General features: G+C 61.1%; 11 protein-coding genes. 6 read left to right on the top strand and 5 right to left on the bottom strand.

Annotation, left to right across the window (positions count from 1 at the left end):
- Nucleotides 1-21: 21 nt before the first annotated feature.
- Nucleotides 22-1128: an anhydro-N-acetylmuramic acid kinase gene (locus QEZ49_RS10550; protein WP_280387281.1), complete on the bottom strand. Its 1107-nt coding sequence runs from the start codon at nucleotides 1126-1128 to the stop codon at nucleotides 22-24.
- A gap of 67 nt (nucleotides 1129-1195) precedes the next feature.
- Between QEZ49_RS10550 and tyrS the strand changes: the two genes are divergently transcribed.
- Nucleotides 1196-2449 carry a tyrosine--tRNA ligase gene (tyrS, locus tag QEZ49_RS10545; protein ID WP_280386704.1) on the top strand — a complete coding sequence of 418 codons (1254 nt, stop codon included), beginning with the start codon at nucleotides 1196-1198 and terminating at the stop codon, nucleotides 2447-2449.
- Nucleotides 2450-2560: 111 nt separating this feature from the next.
- Here the strand turns inward: tyrS and QEZ49_RS10540 are convergent, their stop codons facing one another.
- Complete coding sequence (locus QEZ49_RS10540) at nucleotides 2561-6280, bottom strand: AsmA-like C-terminal region-containing protein (protein WP_280386703.1); 3720 nt, start codon at nucleotides 6278-6280, stop codon at nucleotides 2561-2563.
- A gap of 367 nt (nucleotides 6281-6647) precedes the next feature.
- Between QEZ49_RS10540 and bcp the strand changes: the two genes are divergently transcribed.
- Together bcp and QEZ49_RS10530 are read left to right on the top strand one after the other, a co-directional pair.
- Complete coding sequence (gene bcp / locus QEZ49_RS10535) at nucleotides 6648-7118, top strand: thioredoxin-dependent thiol peroxidase (RefSeq protein WP_280386700.1); 471 nt, start codon at nucleotides 6648-6650, stop codon at nucleotides 7116-7118.
- Nucleotides 7119-7456: 338 nt separating this feature from the next.
- Nucleotides 7457-7882: a polymer-forming cytoskeletal protein gene (locus tag QEZ49_RS10530; protein WP_280386698.1), complete on the top strand. Its 426-nt coding sequence runs from the start codon at nucleotides 7457-7459 to the stop codon at nucleotides 7880-7882.
- Nucleotides 7883-8295: 413 nt separating this feature from the next.
- Here the strand turns inward: QEZ49_RS10530 and QEZ49_RS10525 are convergent, their stop codons facing one another.
- The 3 genes from QEZ49_RS10525 to QEZ49_RS10515 form a co-directional block, all read right to left on the bottom strand.
- On the bottom strand, nucleotides 8296-10908 hold the full coding sequence (locus QEZ49_RS10525) for an AAA family ATPase (RefSeq protein WP_280386696.1): 2613 nt from the start codon (nucleotides 10906-10908) through the stop codon (nucleotides 8296-8298).
- Nucleotides 10905-12041, bottom strand: a complete 1137-nt coding sequence (locus QEZ49_RS10520; protein WP_280386694.1) for a DNA repair exonuclease — start codon at nucleotides 12039-12041, stop codon at nucleotides 10905-10907. Before QEZ49_RS10520 ends, QEZ49_RS10525 begins: the two co-directional genes overlap by 4 nt.
- Nucleotides 12042-12447: 406 nt before the next feature.
- Nucleotides 12448-12693, bottom strand: a complete 246-nt coding sequence (locus tag QEZ49_RS10515; RefSeq protein WP_280386692.1) for a hypothetical protein — start codon at nucleotides 12691-12693, stop codon at nucleotides 12448-12450.
- A gap of 152 nt (nucleotides 12694-12845) precedes the next feature.
- Here QEZ49_RS10515 and QEZ49_RS10510 point away from each other — a divergent pair, with 152 nt between their 5' ends.
- The 3 genes from QEZ49_RS10510 (at nucleotide 12846) to QEZ49_RS10500 (ending at nucleotide 16424) form a co-directional block, all read left to right on the top strand.
- Nucleotides 12846-13982 (top strand): NAD(P)/FAD-dependent oxidoreductase, encoded by a 1137-nt coding sequence (locus tag QEZ49_RS10510; RefSeq protein ID WP_280386690.1) that lies wholly within the window; start codon nucleotides 12846-12848, stop codon nucleotides 13980-13982.
- A 90-nt stretch (nucleotides 13983-14072) separates the two neighbouring features.
- Nucleotides 14073-15734: a zinc metalloprotease HtpX gene (locus QEZ49_RS10505; RefSeq protein ID WP_280386689.1), complete on the top strand. Its 1662-nt coding sequence runs from the start codon at nucleotides 14073-14075 to the stop codon at nucleotides 15732-15734.
- Between the two features lie 159 nt (nucleotides 15735-15893).
- Nucleotides 15894-16424 (top strand): DUF2147 domain-containing protein, encoded by a 531-nt coding sequence (locus QEZ49_RS10500; RefSeq protein WP_280386687.1) that lies wholly within the window; start codon nucleotides 15894-15896, stop codon nucleotides 16422-16424.
- Nucleotides 16425-16684: the final 260 nt, after the last annotated feature.

Genomic DNA, 16684 nt, shown 5'->3' with positions numbered 1-16684 from the left:
CGTGCTCCGCTCATCCGGCACTCATGGGATGTTACGGAACACACCGCCTGACATCGGACGCACGACACCTGTTGTTTCGGGATAGGTGATTGGCAATCCCAGCTCCGCACGCACCGCCAGATAGGCCCACGCCTCGGCCTCGATAAAATCGCCATTGAAGCCCAGCGCCTCCGCCGGAACGACGGCATTCTCCACATTGCCGGCAATGAGACTCATCAGCGTCCGGTTCTTCCGGCCACCGCCACACACGACCCAGATGGTCGGCTCCTCGGGCATATGCTCGCGCGCACGGCCCACAGCCGCGGCGGTGAAGGCCGCCAGCGTTGCAGCTCCATCCGCAACTGAAAGCCTGCTGGCCGGATCAGGCGAGAACGCGTTGCGATCAAGCGATTTTGGCGGCGGTGCTCCGAAGTAATTGTGCGTGAGCAGATCGCGCAACACGTCTTCATCGCACACACCCTGCGCCGACCAGCCGCCATCGGTGTCGTGTGCTTCGCCGGTGTGTTGCAGCATCCAGTCGTCGATCAGCGCATTGCCGGGCCCGGTGTCGAACGCGAGCAACCTGCCGCCGCGACCAACCCACGTGACATTTGCCACGCCGCCGACATTGAGAAACGCCGCCGGCAGTTCCGGCACCTTTGCCGCCAGCGCGCGGTGATACACCGGCACCAGCGGCGCACCCTGGCCGCCAGCCGCGATATCTGCTGCTCTCAGGTCATGCACGACACTGATGCCCGTGCGCTCCGCCAGCAAACCACCGTCGCCAAGCTGCACCGACAGCGCCCTCGCCGGATCATGCAGTACCGTCTGGCCGTGATAGCCGATAACGTCGATATGGCCGCTTTCCAGGCCATTCTGGGCCAGGAACTGCGCCACAGCGGCCGCATTGAGCTCGGTCAGGGCTGTTTCCACCTCGGCCAGCGTTCCCGGCCGCTGAGCGCGGTCTGTCAGGCCCCGGGCCTCCTCGATCGCAGCCCGCACCTGAGCCCTGATCTTGTCCGGATAGGGATAACCCGCCGCAGGCCCGTGCCGCAGCTCCCGGTCGCCATCGGTCCAGAGCAAAGCCACGTCGATGCCATCCATCGACGTACCGCTCATCAGTCCCAATGCGCACCGCACCTTGCCCATGCTGTCCATCCGTTGCATGTTCCGCCCCGCCGCTGCTGCGGAACCCCGTGAAAGTGATAGCGAAGCGATGACCCAACTCAAATCCGACTTTCTGAAGATTCTTACCGAGCGTGGCTATATCCACCAGTGTTCGGATCTGGCCGCCGTTGACGATCTGGCCGCCAAGCGCGCCCTCATTGCCTATGTCGGCTATGACTGCACGGCCGCTTCGCTGCATGTCGGCCACCTGCTGTCGATCATGATGCTGCACTGGCTGCAACAGACCGGCAACAAGCCGATTGCGCTGATGGGTGGCGGCACAACGCGCGTCGGCGATCCCTCGGGTCGCGACGAAACGCGTAAGCTGCTCACCTACGAGCAGATCGACGCCAACAAGAATTCCATCCGCACTACGTTCGACAAGTTCATCCGCTTCGGCGATGGCGCGGGCGATGCGGTGATGGTCGATAACGCCGACTGGCTCACCAAGCTGAACTATATCGAGATGCTGCGCGATATCGGTCGCCACTTCTCGGTCAATCGCATGATGTCGATGGACTCGGTGCGCATGCGCCTTGAGCGCGAGCAGGAGCTGTCGTTCATCGAATTCAACTACATGATCCTGCAATCCTACGATTACGTGGAGCTGTCGCGCCGCCTTGGCGCCAACCTGCAGATGGGCGGATCGGACCAGTGGGGCAACATCGTCAACGGCATCGACCTTGGCCGTCGCATGGGCACGCATCAGCTCTATGCGCTCACCTGTCCACTGCTGACGACATCATCCGGCGCCAAGATGGGCAAGACCGCAGCGGGCGCTGTGTGGCTCAACGCCGATCAGCTGTCGCCGTATGACTACTGGCAGTTCTGGCGCAATACCGAGGATGGCGACGTCGAACGCTTCCTGAAGCTGTTCACGACGCTGCCGATGGATGAGATCGCCAAGCTTGCAGCGTTGCAGGGCTCGGAGATCAACGAGGCCAAGAAAACGCTGGCCACCGAAGCAACGGCGCTGATGCACGGTCGCGCTGCCGCTGAAGCCGCCGCTGAAACCGCGCGCCAGACGTTTGAACAGGGCGCATCGGCGGAAGGTCTGCCGACCATCGAAGTGCCGCGCGCCGATCTCAGCGCAGGCATCGGTGTGCTGGGCGCATTCGTGCAGGCAGGTCTCGTTAAATCGAACGGTGAGGCGCGGCGCCAGATTCAGGGCGGTGGTCTCAAGATCAACGACCAGACCGTGGCCGATGAGAAAGCTCTGCTGAACGAAGCCGACGTGACAGCTGACGGCACGATCAAGCTGTCACTGGGCAAGAAGAAGCATGTGTTGTTGAAGCCCGTCTGACGCGAGCGGCGGCGCTGTAATACAGCCAGCAAAAACATAGGGCACGCTGAGATCAGCGCGCCCTTTTTTATTCAGACTGCTTTGTACTTTCAACGGCGTGCGCATCAGCACTCAGCGTCGGCGTACCGGTGGCGCCACGGTTTGCGACGACCAGCCGTCGACCGTTTCCCGGCCAACAACAGTTCCCGGCGCTGCAGTCACATCACCGGTGTCGAGACCGCCGCCAACGGTACTAGAGGCTTTCGCCCCACCTCCGACATTGCCGCCCATATCGTCGCGACGCTGCACCTTCGGATTGAACGGCGTCATCTGGAATATGTCGCGGAAGATGCCCGGCGCCAGCATCGAAAGCGGATTGACGATCACCTCCGGCCGATCCATCGACCCTTGGATGGCGAACGTCATGCCGGAAATACCTTCGCACTTCGGCCCGGTGATGATCTGGCCGACCAGCGGAATTTCGCACAGCGCGCTGTTGAGGCCCTGCAGCGGAACATACGTGCCGCCCAGGTTCATCCGGCGCATGGTGAAGTCGACCTTGCCGCGCATCGTTGCGCCGAGCAGAGGCCCGCGCAACTGCGCATCGTTCATCACAAACTGTCCGTAGCCGACTGAAAACAGCACGCGCATCAGCGAGAAGTCGAACACCTCGCGTGTCACGCGCTTGCCCTGGCGTCTTCCCGTGCCTTCAATTGCCGGGCGACCATCATCGGCGGAACTGCTGAACACCTCCGCGACCACCGGATCGCCCAGAATGCGGAAATTCTCCACCCACAGCGTGCCGGTTTTCTCAGCCGCGCCGCTACCATCCAGGTTGACCTCGAGCCGCACACGTCCACCCTGGATGTTGGGATAAAAGTCGATCAGCTTGAACGCCTGTCCCGCGTCGGTGGAATCGGCCAGCAGCTTGCGTTGTCCGCTTTCGTTGCGCAGCGTAACCGCCAGCGGCTTGCCGCCATCCAACGTGCCACGCACATCCAGCGCGGCCAGCTTCTCACCGCGCTTCGAAGCCGTCACTTTCACGCTGCGATAACCAACCTCGCGGAAGCCAATGATGTTGTTGATCTCGGCCTCGATATCGATGCCTTCCTGCGACTTCTGCTTCTTTGCCGCCTGCTGCTCCGCCAGCTGATCAAGCGAGAACAGCGCCCGGAAAAAGTCGCGGCCATCCAGCGTTGGGCCCTTCGCCTTTATCTTCCAGACGTCATCGCTGCCACGCGTGCCGCGCACTTCCATGCGCGTGACGACATTGAGCGAGAAGTCAGGGAAGTAGAACTCGCGCAACCGGTTGTCAGCGTCGATCGCCGCCCAGCCCTCGATGGCGATATCGTCACCGGCCACTTTGAAGTTCTGCAGCTCGGTTTTGTATTTCGTGCCCTTCGCGATGTCCGATTGCAGACGCGCCGGGCGGCCCGCAGGCTTGCGCCACGCAACGCCGTCGATCGTAAGTTCCGCACCCGAGAGATCAGCGTGAAGCTGCACAACCGGGTCGGCGTTTTCCAGCAGCTTCACCGTCAACTCGATCGGCACATCGCCCTGCACCATGTCGTTGATATCGAGGCCGAGGTGAACACGATCCGCATTGTCGAGAACCGCCTTTACGCGTAACGGCGGCTGCTTATCAAGCTCCGCATCGAAAATGCGCTGCCACGCCAGTTTGGCCAGCACACCATTCACCAGCATCTGACCGCTGGCGCCGGCCGCTTTCTCGGTGATGTCGATGTCAAAGCTTGCGCTCTGCACTTGATAGGCGCCGAGGAATTGCTTGATGCGGCCGTCGCTGATCCGCGCCTTGCCCTCAACCTTCACCGCTGAAGCTGGAAGATCGGCCAGCAACGGCAGACCAATCTTGAACTTTGCGTCCACCTTTCCCTCGATGCCATCACGGGGCAAACCGGTGTCATCCAGGAACGTGACGGGCGAGCGCTCCAATAGCGTGATGATGTCGGCAAGTGCCGACTGCGACGCAAACGCGATCTCGCCCGTCGGCACTTCGTTCATGATGCCGACCGCGGTGAAGCGCCCTGCTTGCAGCGGCACACCCCGGCCCTCGCCCAGCACTATTGAGCCCTCTGGAACGTTGGCTTCAAGTGCATCGTTTTCTATGCGCAATGTCGCGCGCGGAACCGCGACCGGAGGCAAGGCATCCAGCACCCGCATCTCAAGATCAGCGACATCCATCGAGAACGAAAGTTGGTGCTGCTCCGGTCCGACGTCCTGATCGGGCAGCATATGCGTGCCACTGAGGAAGCGAAAACTGCCGCCCAGAATAGTGCCGCGGTCTACCTGTTCGCCGACCCACTCGCGCGCTCCGGGCGCCACCGCCTTCGGCCACAGTGCCTTCAGCGTACCCAATGGCATCTCGCCGAAGCCACCTTCCAGACGCGTACTGGCCGGCTCATCGCCAGCAACCAGATTGCCTTTGAGCGTTATCTCAGCGCCGCCGGCCCGCAGGCTGAAGTCGCTTATATCAACCTCGCCGCTGTGAGGAATGACGCGGCCGCGCGCTGTCCAGCGCTCCAACGCGACTGGCGCAACCTTGAATTCATCGGCAGCCAGAACACCATCGCGGGCACCGACATCAAAATCCCATACCGGATGCTGGGCGTTCTCGTCGACCATCTTCGCACCGCCTTCGACGGTAACGCGGCTTCCGCGCCAACGCAGCGTTGATGGCAACAGTGAAATCTTTTCGGCAACGCCATCATAGCTGAGCCGGATTAAACCTCCGTCGATATCCAACGGCGCCTCCGGCAACGCCGGCAATCTCAGGCTGCCTGCACCCAGCGTAACCTGCAGCGCAGCAGTGCGCAGATCGCCATCGCTCGTAAGTTCAAGCCGGGCCTCGCCGTCAACTGGCAGATCCAACGCGTGCAGCAAACTTAGCTGAGGCAATGCATTGGCGATCGTGCGCGGTGTGAGATCGCTGATCGACGCCTTGATTGCCAGTGTTCTGTTGTGTTCCCGTTCATCGGTCTCGAACTTGACCTGCCACGGCAGGCCGCCAACGGCTGCGATACTCGCCGAGCCGGAAATCACACTGCGGGTGCGCGCGTGCACCAACCCGACGGTCAGACTTGGCACGCGCCATTCCGTCGTCTGGCCGCCCGATTCAACCAGCACGGTGGCGTTGCGCAGACCAAACTCGCGCAGGAACGATGTTGCATCGAGACGCTGGCGCGCGCGCGACGACATATCGGTGATGACACGCGCCAGATCGATACGTTTCAGAGGGCCGCTTGTCTCCGCAGCCGTCGCCGCTGCGGGCGCCTGCAAGCGCTGCGTCGGCTGAGTTGGCACGGCGGCAAGCTGGCCATCACGGCGCGCGCTGGCGTCAGTCCGCGCCGCTGCGCCATCGCCAGCTTCGCTGCCGTCTCCATCTTCAACTTCGACTTTCGAAAAACTCAGCGCTAGGCCGCCGTCTTCCGAATAGAAAAGAAATAGCCGTGGCTCGATCAGTTCGATGCGCGCCGGCACAACACGCATAGACCACAAAGCCTGCGTGCTCAGTTCAACCGCAGCCGAGGGCGCTGAAGCGACAACATCACCATCGGCTTCGTGCACGCGAATATTGCGCAGCCGAAACTCAAGCCCTCCGGTTCCGGAGAGGCTAACAACGGCATCGTCAATGCGCACCCTGTTGCCTGCAAGCTCCGCATTGATGCCTTGCTCAATCGGCTCAACAAGAAATTTCAGCGAAATGGGGCCATGGCTCAGGCGCACATAGCCGAGGCCGACAACCAGCAGCACCAGAATCAACACTGGCGCCAGAATGAAAACCACGCGTCCGACGCCATGCAAGACATGGTCGCAGGCCACAGCCGCAGTCACGACTCCGCGCTTCAGGCCCGACTTGCGTTCTTCGGTTCGTGCCGGCTCGCCAGATTGATGGTGTGGTCTTCCGGTCGTTTGCAAACCTCGCCCCTCGACGGTTTCGGGATTTGGATCCCGACGCAAACAGCATTCGGCACTTGGAAAGAAAACTGATGCGACACTTGCGACACATCAATCTCAGATCGGCATCCCCAAATGCCGACCGTGTTCCATCATACGGTTCGTTCTGTCACTGGTTTCGATCGATCGGCCATACCCTTGTGCTGTCCAAGACAGGCGGCTAAGCCTCGGGCCCACCAATCAATGATTTCAATGTACTGAAATCACCGTGCACGGGCAAAAGCGACAAAAGAAAGGCATCCCGATGACCCTCATCGAAGGCTCCAGCGCACCGGATTTTGCCCTGCCCGACAGCGAAGAAAAAACAGTTGCATTGACCCAGTTTCGCGGCCGACCGGTCGTGGTTTATTTCTATCCCAAGGATGATACGTCCGGTTGCACCGCTGAAGCCAAGGATTTCACCTGTCTCGCCGCAGAATTCCAGCGTGCCGGTGCCGCAGTGCTCGGGATCTCGCCCGACAGCCCAGCCAAACACCGCAAATTCATCCTCAGGCACGACCTTGGCGTGCATCTGCTATCTGACGAAAACCAAAGCGTTGCGGAGGCCTTTGGTGTGTGGGTCGAAAAGGCTATGTACGGTCGCAAATACATGGGCGTTGAGCGTGCCACATTCCTGATCGATAAGGCCGGTAAGGTGGCGCGGATCTGGCGCAAGGTGCGAGTGCCCAACCATGCCGAAGAGGTGCTGGCCGCCGTGCAAGCGCTGAATGGTTAGCCACGTAGTTGGTTACGATGCACACATTTTGTGCGCGCTGCCACACCGTGGCCGATGATTCGATTCGGGATCTGTGCTTATATGTTTACCGGGGGGATCATACGGGGCCTAGCGGCGGCGTAACCCGATTATCCCATAGATAGGCCTCACCAATTTACCGTGAGGCTGATTTCAAGTCGTGATCGTTGCGTCAAAGCAGAGGTGGTGCGCGTATGTTGCCAAATTTCAAGAGATCCGATTCCGAACCACCCAAGGTCAACCCAGGTTTCACGGCGGCAACGCCTCTCCCCCCTGTGCCATCGCCCGCACCGGTGCCAAGCGCCGCTGCCAGCCGCCCGATGGGGCTCAATCGGCCCGCTGAGCGCACGGCTCCGTCGGTGATCGGAACCGATCTCACCATCAGCGGCAACCTCGTCACCAAGGGCGAAGTCCAGATTGACGGCGAAGTTCAGGGCGATATCCAAGGCACCTATGTCGTCATCGGAGAGAAGGCACGTATCACCGGCAGCGTCGTTGCCGAGGAAGTTGTTGTGCGCGGCCATGTGATGGGCTCGGTGCGCGGACGCCGCGTAATGCTGCAGGCTTCCAGCCACGTTGAAGGCGACATCTTCCATCACGCACTGGCAATTGAGCAGGGCGCATTTTTTGAAGGCAAATCCCGCCGATCCGCCGACCCGACCGGCGACCCGCAGCCCGCCAAGCACGATGCGCCGTCGTCGCTCGCTGGTGCGCCACTGGGTGCAGCCCACGCACCGCTGTTGTAAGTCACAACAAACATATGCGCCCGCAGGTCAAAGCGATGCTTTCTGCGGGCGTATATCACGTGCGGCTAGGCCAGCCCCCACGCGCCCCTCGGGGTAAGACGACTGCCACCCGTGATGGCACAAACTTTCAGGCTTAACGACGGGTGCGCCTGCGGTACCGCGGGGATCGCTGGCGCACTTCGCCCAACACCGAGGCGCAGGCAACGGCACCGACCGCAGCTCTCTGTGTTCTATGGCGCGCATTCCGTCCTTTGCGCAGCACCTGCTCTCCTTAAAACGCCGTTCCAACTACGATTCCAAGCGAGAGCTAATCTCGGGGCGCCATCGCCGCGCGCAAAGCTTTTTGGCGTTTATTTCCTCATCTCTACGCAGTGCCAAGCGCACCTACTTTTCGGGCCTCACGGGATCGAACCTCAGGCCGCTTCCGACATCACGTGCCACGGCTGCAATGCAACGCGTTGCCCCCCAAGTTCTTGGAAAGCCCGTTCACGACAGGTGGTCACCAACACCTGATGATGCTCCGAAGCGGTACGCAATGCATTGAACACAGCCTGCAGCCGCCCATCGCTGGCGTAGATCAACGGATCATCCAACAGTAGAGGCGCCGGTGTTCCGCGGTCCGCTAGCAACCGCCCGAAAGCAAGCCGCACCAGCAACTGCAACTGCTCCTGCGTACCATCGCTCAGCCGATCCAGATCTTCGCTGCCGCCTCCGCGTAGCAGCGTCGAAGGGACCAGATCTTCGTTGAGCTTGAGAGCTGCGCCGGGAAGTATACCCTCAAGATAGGGCATCATTCGCTGCAACACCGGCTGCGTGAATTGGTCTCGCGTGCGCTTTGCAGCCTCATCAAACTCTCGACTGAGAAGCTGCAACGCGGCCGCAGTTTTTTGCAACTCGCAGCACCGATTGTCCGCAACCTTCAATCGGTCGTTCAATTCAGCAAGGCGGGCGGCGATGTCATCGTCGTGATCCCGACGCAGCATACCTTCAACCAAAGCGGTTTGTTCGCGCAGCATTCCGATGCGCCTGGCAGCCTGTTCACAGGCATTCTGCGTCTGCTCAGCTGCCTGTTGCATCGATTCAAAGCACGTCTCGTCCGGCGCCTGCTCACGCCAGGCGGAAACCTCGCGCACAGCAGCATTCAAAGCTGTTTCAGCCGTCGCCACAGCGGCCTGCATTTCAAGCAGCCGCGCAGCTCGGTCATCGGCCGATCCAAGTTCTCTCAATATCTCTGTGAGCGTGTCGTTTACCGCTACGAGACGAGCCTGTAGCGTATTTAGCCGATGGCTCGCGGCACGATCAGCTTCAACAGCTTGAGTCAATGCAGTTTCGGCGGCGGCAAAACGGTCCTGCAAGTCCATAATACGGGCATCGGAAATATCGACTTCCTCTTCCTCCGGCAGGCTCGATGCAAGACGTGCAATGTCGGCATCAAGATCCGAACACTTCTGCTCAAGCATCGCGATGCCACGCGGTGCGATCGCATCCAACCTAGCCGTCGCCTCCGACACGCTCCGCGACGCGTCCTGGCGCACTTCAGCCTGCGCCACTGCATCGTCCAGAGACGTCGCGCCGATTTCATCCAACGCTACCGCAAGGGCTTGCTTTCTATCCGCAAGCTCAGCTTCACCGAGCTGCATATTCTGCGCACGCCCTGGCGCGATGGAAATCGAGCCAATACCGGCAATGTCGATAACGATAGGGTGCGTTGGCGTTAGTTGTTCGCCGTGCTGTAATGCCCGACCATCGCTGGTCAGTTTGCCGGCTGCACCGGCGTCCAGTGCGATCGTCACCGACGGGGCAGCCGCCTGCAGCCGTGCCTCAAGCCCGGCAATTTCAGCCGCAAGCTTCTGAGCCCTTTTAACCACCTCGGGCTTGGCACGGTTGCTCGCCAGAATACTGCCACCAGCGGCGATCGCCGCTTCAGCTTCACGCCCAATCCCGAGCTGCCTATCTAGCTGCGCGCGACGCTCCCGCATTTCGCGCAACTTGCGCGCCGCCTCACCCGCTGCAACAGCCTGCTTCAGTTCGTCCAGCGCCACCTGACATTCACGCTTTCGGTTCGCGTGCGTCAGCACCTCCTGCTCCGCCGCCACGATGGCAGCTTCGAACTCAGTGCGCTGCTCTTCACACTTGGCGAGCGCGGAAAGTCGGCCTTCGTAACCCTTCAGAACGGCTGCGCGCGCCCGGCCATTTTCCTCTTGAGTTTTCCTTGCCTGCTCCGCAGCGCGCATCCGGTTGCGGGCCTCAACCGCAGCAGCCAACGCATCGCGCGCCTCGTTCCTACGCGCCTCGCGAAGTTCGCCTGCGCCCGGAGCCGTCAAACTGTCCAGCTCGGCACGCAACCCCTCCAGTCGGTCAAGACGAGCCTGTGCCTCAGCAAGGCGCACTCCCGCTTCTCGGGCCTCTTTGTCAAGAGACTCACGCTCATCAAGCGCGCGCTTCAACTCTCCGGTTGGCCGTGGCACTGCGTGCGCAGTCATCAAGGTTGCCAGCTCCGTGCGTACTCTATCAGCAACGGTGCGTACGACACTGCCATCGGCAACGTTTTCAATCTCAGCTTCGATTGCAGATAAAAACGCCGCGCCACCGACTTTCCGAGCATCAATCTGAGCCAGTGGCAAACCTTGCTCGGCATATAGCAACGCAAAATTGCCGGGCGCTTCGATCAGCTCGGCGAGGCGCAATTCAGCGTCAGCGCCGCGTGCAACATTGTTTGACTGAAGATCGCGAAGCTCCGCCAGCGGCGATGAAAGAAATTGCTTTCGCAACCGCCAGGCTTTGCCGCGCGCTTCAAAATCCAGTTCGATAAGCGGAGCACCGCCAGAGTAAGGCCGGAATGCTTCCAGCTTGCGGCTGCGCCCCCGGTGCTGTTCGAACAGAACCAATTGCAGCGCGCGCATAATGGTGGATTTGCCGAATTCGTTCGGTCCCGAAAGAACGTCTAGCCCACCGCTCAGTCCCTCAAGCGCGACCGGAGCACTGAATCGTCCAACCTCTTTCAGACGAATTGCCTTGATCTTCATGCCTGCGCCCGCCCCTCGGAATTTTCAACTTCGCGCGCAAGCGAAAAAAGACGATGCAACGCCCGTTGAGCGACGCTCGCAGTGTCGCCGCCGGCCTCACTTGCAAGCTTCAAGCGCTGTGCAATATCGGCGAGCACAGGTGTCGCGATGCTGCCAAGATCTGTTTCAGCGGCGACAATGTTCAATGTCTCCCGATTGACGTTGAGATGGAACAGCGCTGGCTCCAGAGCGCTCAGACGCGCTTCAATCGCAACAAACTCAGCGAGAGTGACGCCACCGGAAAGCTGTAATGACACCAGCGAGCGCATAGCGTTGCTGCCCAGCGCCGCGACCTCCTGCTCGACGACATCCAGCGCGTCCGCCGAACCGACATCCAGCACGCGCCGCGACCACTTGAAATTACCTGTCGCCACCTGTTCCACTTTTGGCGGCCCCGCACCATCAACGCGCACGATCAGTGCGTTGCCCGGATTGTTGTCGCGAAAACCATCCGGCTCTGGTGTACCGGAATACCAGACGTGGTCCGATATCCGCATCGTTCCATGCCAGTCGCCCAACGCAAGATACGCAAGGCCGGCTGACCGAACACGTGCAGGATTGATCGGCACGCTGGCTTCGCCAGCACTGCCGAAACCCTGCACCGATCCGTGCGCCAACCCGATGCGCAACACACCGTCCGCTGACGGAGCATCATCCATCCACGCGGTGGGATCACTGGCTACACGTTTGGAGGCGAGCGGCGCGGGCAGCACGACGGCGCCCGGCACGAGTTCGGCAGCGACCGGCTGCATGTGAACACGCACGTTCTGGGGCAATCCGCTGGCGAGTATGCCAGTCCAGACGCCGCCCGTGCGCGCCGGATCATGATTGCCCGGCAACAGGTGCCAAACGAGCGATGGATAGGATTTCAACCGCGCCAAAAGTTGCGAAGTCAGCGCCTGAGGCACTGTTTCTGCATCAAAAATATCGCCTGCCACCAGCACCGCCGAGCACCCGCCATCGACGGCGGCACGGGCCAGACGGTCCACCGCCTCCAGCCGCTGATTGCGCAGGATGGCTGGTTTGTCGCCTGGAAAAGAGCCGAAGCGCTTACCGAGCTGCCAGTCGGCCGTATGGAGAAATGCGATGCTCATATCTCAGTTTGTTCTATTTATGTTCCAGAAGCAAGACGTAAGTTAACAACCGTCAACACATCCGTTCTGCAAAATTAAGGGCTGGGGGGATCCCGGGGAGGCAAAATCACAAAAACCTACGGTCAACAGGCCGGGTGCGGCCGGAGGGAACGTAACGGCAGGGACGGAACGGCCGGAGAACCGGAACGGACGGCAGGAACGGAAGCGGCCGAGAGGCAGGGACGGCACGGCGGGGAGAGGCAGAGAAGTAAGCCACGCCGGCCGGACCATCCATTGGCCCGTCGAGCCGGGGCCGCCCCCACCCTGGAACAGGGAGGACCTGCGGTGCCGAAAAGGATCGGCGGCGGGCGCACCTTCCAGCGCCGCCCGCCAGCCTTTAACCGTCAATCGAGGATCTGTTGCGCCCTCAATCTTCGTCACTATCGTCGTCGTCACCTTCTTCGGCGTCTTCTTCCTCGTCGTCGTCTTCCTCTTCTTCCTCATCATCGTCCTCGTCGATGATGCTTCTCAAGGTTTCGACGATCTGCATCTCGCCTTCTTCCTGCGACTCCACCAACCACTCGATGAGAATCGTATCACCCTGCTTGAACACAACCTTGAACGGCAGCTCTTCGCCGTCGACGGCGACGACATCGCCAGTGACAAATGCCATGGGGAACCTCCAAAACGCCATGCCGGACACGGTAACGACCATGCCCGACGGCGGAAACGTAATTAGGATTCGAAATATTTCGAGCGGTGTACACGCAGCAATTCTCCTGTGGAAAACTGCCTTGGAACACATTGCTGACGTAAGGATGGAACGTGACGCCTGAGGTTGAGACCGTTGTAGTCGGTGGTGGCGTTATCGGCCTCGCCACAACGCACGCGCTGGCCAAGGCGGGCCATGACGTTGTGCTGCTTGAACGCCATCCGATGGTGGGCAGCGAAACCAGCTCCCGCAACTCTGAAGTAATCCATGCCGGCATCTATTATCCGCCGGGAAGCATGCGCGCGCAGCTGTGCGTTGCGGGCAAGGAAATGCTTTACCGCTTCTGCGACGAGAACGGCGTCACCCACCGCCGCTACGGCAAGCTGCTGGTGGCAACTCAAGCGGCCGAACTGGAAAGGCTGGAAGCGCTCGCCGCCTATGCGCAGGCCAACGGCGTATCCGACCTCCGACAACTTTCTGCCGACGAAGCACGCGCGCTTGAGCCTGAAGTTGCGTGCATCGCCGCTTATCTTTCGCCATCCACCGGCGTCATCGACAGCCATGGGCTGATGCTCGCGCTGCAAGGGCATATAGAAACGCAGGGCGGCGCCATCGTACTCAACACGGCGGTGAATAGTGTCGATGCCCGCCATGGCATTTTCACACTGCAAACCGTCAGCAATGGCAGCGAAACGGGCACGCTGACGGCGCGCAACGTAGTGCTGGCGGCCGGGCTGGGCGGTTCGGACCTCAGTGCCACCATGGCATGGCGCGATGGCTATAGCGTGCCGCAGACATTCCCGGCACGCGGACACTATTACGCGCTGACGCGCAAGGCGCCGTTCCAGCACCTAGTATATCCGATGCCGACCGGTGCCTGGCTCGGCGTACACCTGACGCTGGATGTTGCAGGCCGTGCCCGCTTCGGCCCTGATTGCGAATGGATCGACCGCGTCGACTATGCGTTTGATGATCCGCACGGGGAGCGTCTGGCCCGCTTCGAACAGGAAATCCGGCGCTACTGGCCGGGACTGCCCGAAGGCGCACTGGCCCCCGATACCGTTGGCATCCGGCCCAAGATCTACCGCGAGGGCGAACCGGCGGCCGACTTCACCATTCATGGCCCACGCGATCACGGCATCGACCGGCTTGTCGCCCTCTACGGCATCGAGAGCCCGGGCCTGACCTCATCACTGGCAATCGGCCAGCACGTGGCGGATCTGCTTTGCGGCGGCCGCGAACAGCCATAGATTATCCCGCTTTTGTCTGAATGTTTGCAGACGGCATCACCGGACCTGCGTTGACCCGGTGCTGGCCGCTGCATCTTTTTGGGGATCTTGATGGGTCGATTGTTCTTTGCCTCGCTTGTCACAGTGGGGCTGCTGTTCAGCATGGTCTGCGGCCTCATTCTGGCGCTGCTGGTTTTGACCGATCAGGTCAATCTTGGCCTCGCGATTACAATCACCATCGTGCTCAACACCATCATCTGGCTCGTCAGCCCATGGATCAGCGACCTGACGCTGCGCTGGTTCAACAAACTGCAGTTCATCGATGACGCCGAAGTCGCCAGCCGCTATCCACACATTCATCAGTTGATCCATGGCGTGGCGAACGAGTATCGGTTCAAGGCGCCGCGTATTGGCCTGATCCCCGACCGCAATCCAACCGCGTTCACCTATGGCATCCTGCGCTCCAACGCGCGCATCGTGGTGACCGACGGCATCTTCGAATTTCTGAACGCCGATGAGCAGCGTGCCGTGGTTGCGCACGAGCTTGGACACATCGTGCACCGCGATTTCATCGTGATGACCGCCGCCGGAACTCTGGTGCAGATCATGTATCAGATCTATGCGGCCGCGATGCGCTCCAGCCGTCAGGGCAGCTCCGGCAACAGCAAGAACAAGGGCGGTCAGGCGCTGGTCGGCATCGGCGCACTGATCGCCTACTATGTCGGCATCTACCTGCTGTATTATCTCAGCCGCACACGCGAATATCTGGCCGATGCATTTTCGGCGGAGCGCGTTGAAGGCCGCCATCTGGCTTCAGCGCTGGTGAAGATCGCCTACGGCATCGTCAAGGCCGAAGATACAGATGCAACGCAGTCACTGCTGCAAAGCACGCGGCACATGGGCGTCGTCGACGTGAAAAACGCGCGCTATTCCGGCCTTGAAGCGGAGAACGATCTCGATGAGCCCGAGCGCGCTTCCGAAGCGATGCTGTTCGATGCGCATAACCCCTGGGCGCGGCTGATCGAGCTGAACTCAACCCATCCGCTGACCGGCCTGCGCATTGCGCATCTGGGCGACATTGCGCGCGCCAAAGCGCAGTCGTTCCCCGACTATGATCTGAAGGCGGCTGCGCAGCGTGTGGGCCTGAACAAGGGCGCGCTGTGGAGCCGGTTCTGGTATGAGCTGGCCATTCTGCTGTTCCCGCTGGCGCTCGGCATTCTTGCCGCCGCATTGCAGGCGTGGGTACTGATCCCGGCCGCCATCGCCATCGGCGTGCTCGCGACATTGCGCTTGCGCTATCCAAGCGGCACCGCGCCTGCCACAACGGTCGCGAACCTGATGACCGATCCGACGGTATCGCCCGTCATCGGCCGCCCCGCGCAACTGACCGGCAAGGCGATTGGCCGCGCCAATCCGGGCTTCATCGCCGGCGAAGACGTTATCTACCAGGATCGCACCGGCCTGGTGACCGCCGATTTCCGCTCCATGCTGGGCTTCATCGGCAATCTGTTCGCGGGCTGGAAGCGCGTGCCCAAACACATCGGCCAGGACGGGCAGCTGCAGGGCTGGTTCCGCCGTGGCATGGGCGGCTATGTCATCATGCGGGAGATGTCGTCGACGGCGGGGACACTGCGCGCGCGGCCCTATTTCTGGCAGGCATTTCTGAGCGTGGCTGTCATTGTGGCCACCCTGTTCTTCTATTTCGCCAGCACGCAGTACACGCTCGATCCTGAAGCGCTGCGGATCGATCGCACATTTGGCGAAGGGCGCTGATTTATGTCGCGGCTATGCGGGTCTGGCGGTTGCGGGCGCTCAATCGGCCACAGCCGCTGGCCGCATTGCAGCCCCAGCGCCCGGATAGATTGTCCCTATGCGCGGATCATGCATAAAGGTGGCAAGGTCGCGGATTGATTTGCGAAGGGAAATCGGCCCATGCGGGCAATTGCACTTTTGGTTTCGGTTCTCGCCACTGTATTTGCCGCCGCTCCGGCGTGGTCCCAGGGGGCGGAACGCCTGAAGGGGTACTGGATCGACTCGCACGGTGAAGTCATCCTGCAATTCGGCGCCTGCGGACGCGAGCTGTGCGGGCGCGTGGCGTGGCTGCAGAAACCGCGCGGGCCGGATCTCGGGCCCCTGCGTGACTTTCGCAACCCGAATGAGAAACTGCGCAATCGCTTTGTGTGCGGTCTGACCGTCGTCACCGGCTTCAAGCGGCAGCCCGATGGCACGTGGGCGGATGGCAATGTCTATGTGCCGGATCACGGCATGAACTTTTCCGGCTATGCGGAAGTGCTGGGCCCCACCAAGGTGAAGGTGACGGGCTATGTGCTGCTGCCGATGTTCGGCACCTCCGAGGTGTGGACGCGCATGCCGCGCACGCCGCCATCATGCGAAGAACAGGCGAAGATGATTGCGGATGGCACGTGGTCGACTGACACATCCGCATGGCCATCCAGCCGCTGATGATCGTTTGGCACGGCGCAACCGCGCCGTGGGCAGATCAATTGCAACGGAATGTGATCGCTACGATCTGATTACATCTTCGTAAGACAGCAGCGGTGCACGCACGGCGCGCTGCGCTGCCTTTCGTCGCGTTCAAAAACGCGCGAGCCCTGATTCCACGCGCAATTTGGCGACGCGCCGTTCCATCCGGCACAGCGCTATGCACGCAATGGTTATAACGAGCGACGCAATGCATGCTGGTGCGTCGACTTGCATACGCC

The sequence above is a fragment of the Hyphomicrobium sp. D-2 genome (genome assembly GCF_029872155.1).
Classification (GTDB): domain Bacteria; phylum Pseudomonadota; class Alphaproteobacteria; order Rhizobiales; family Hyphomicrobiaceae; genus Hyphomicrobium_A.
The sequence above is the reverse complement of the archived record's forward strand: the minus strand, read 5'-3'. Positions and strand labels throughout refer to the sequence as shown.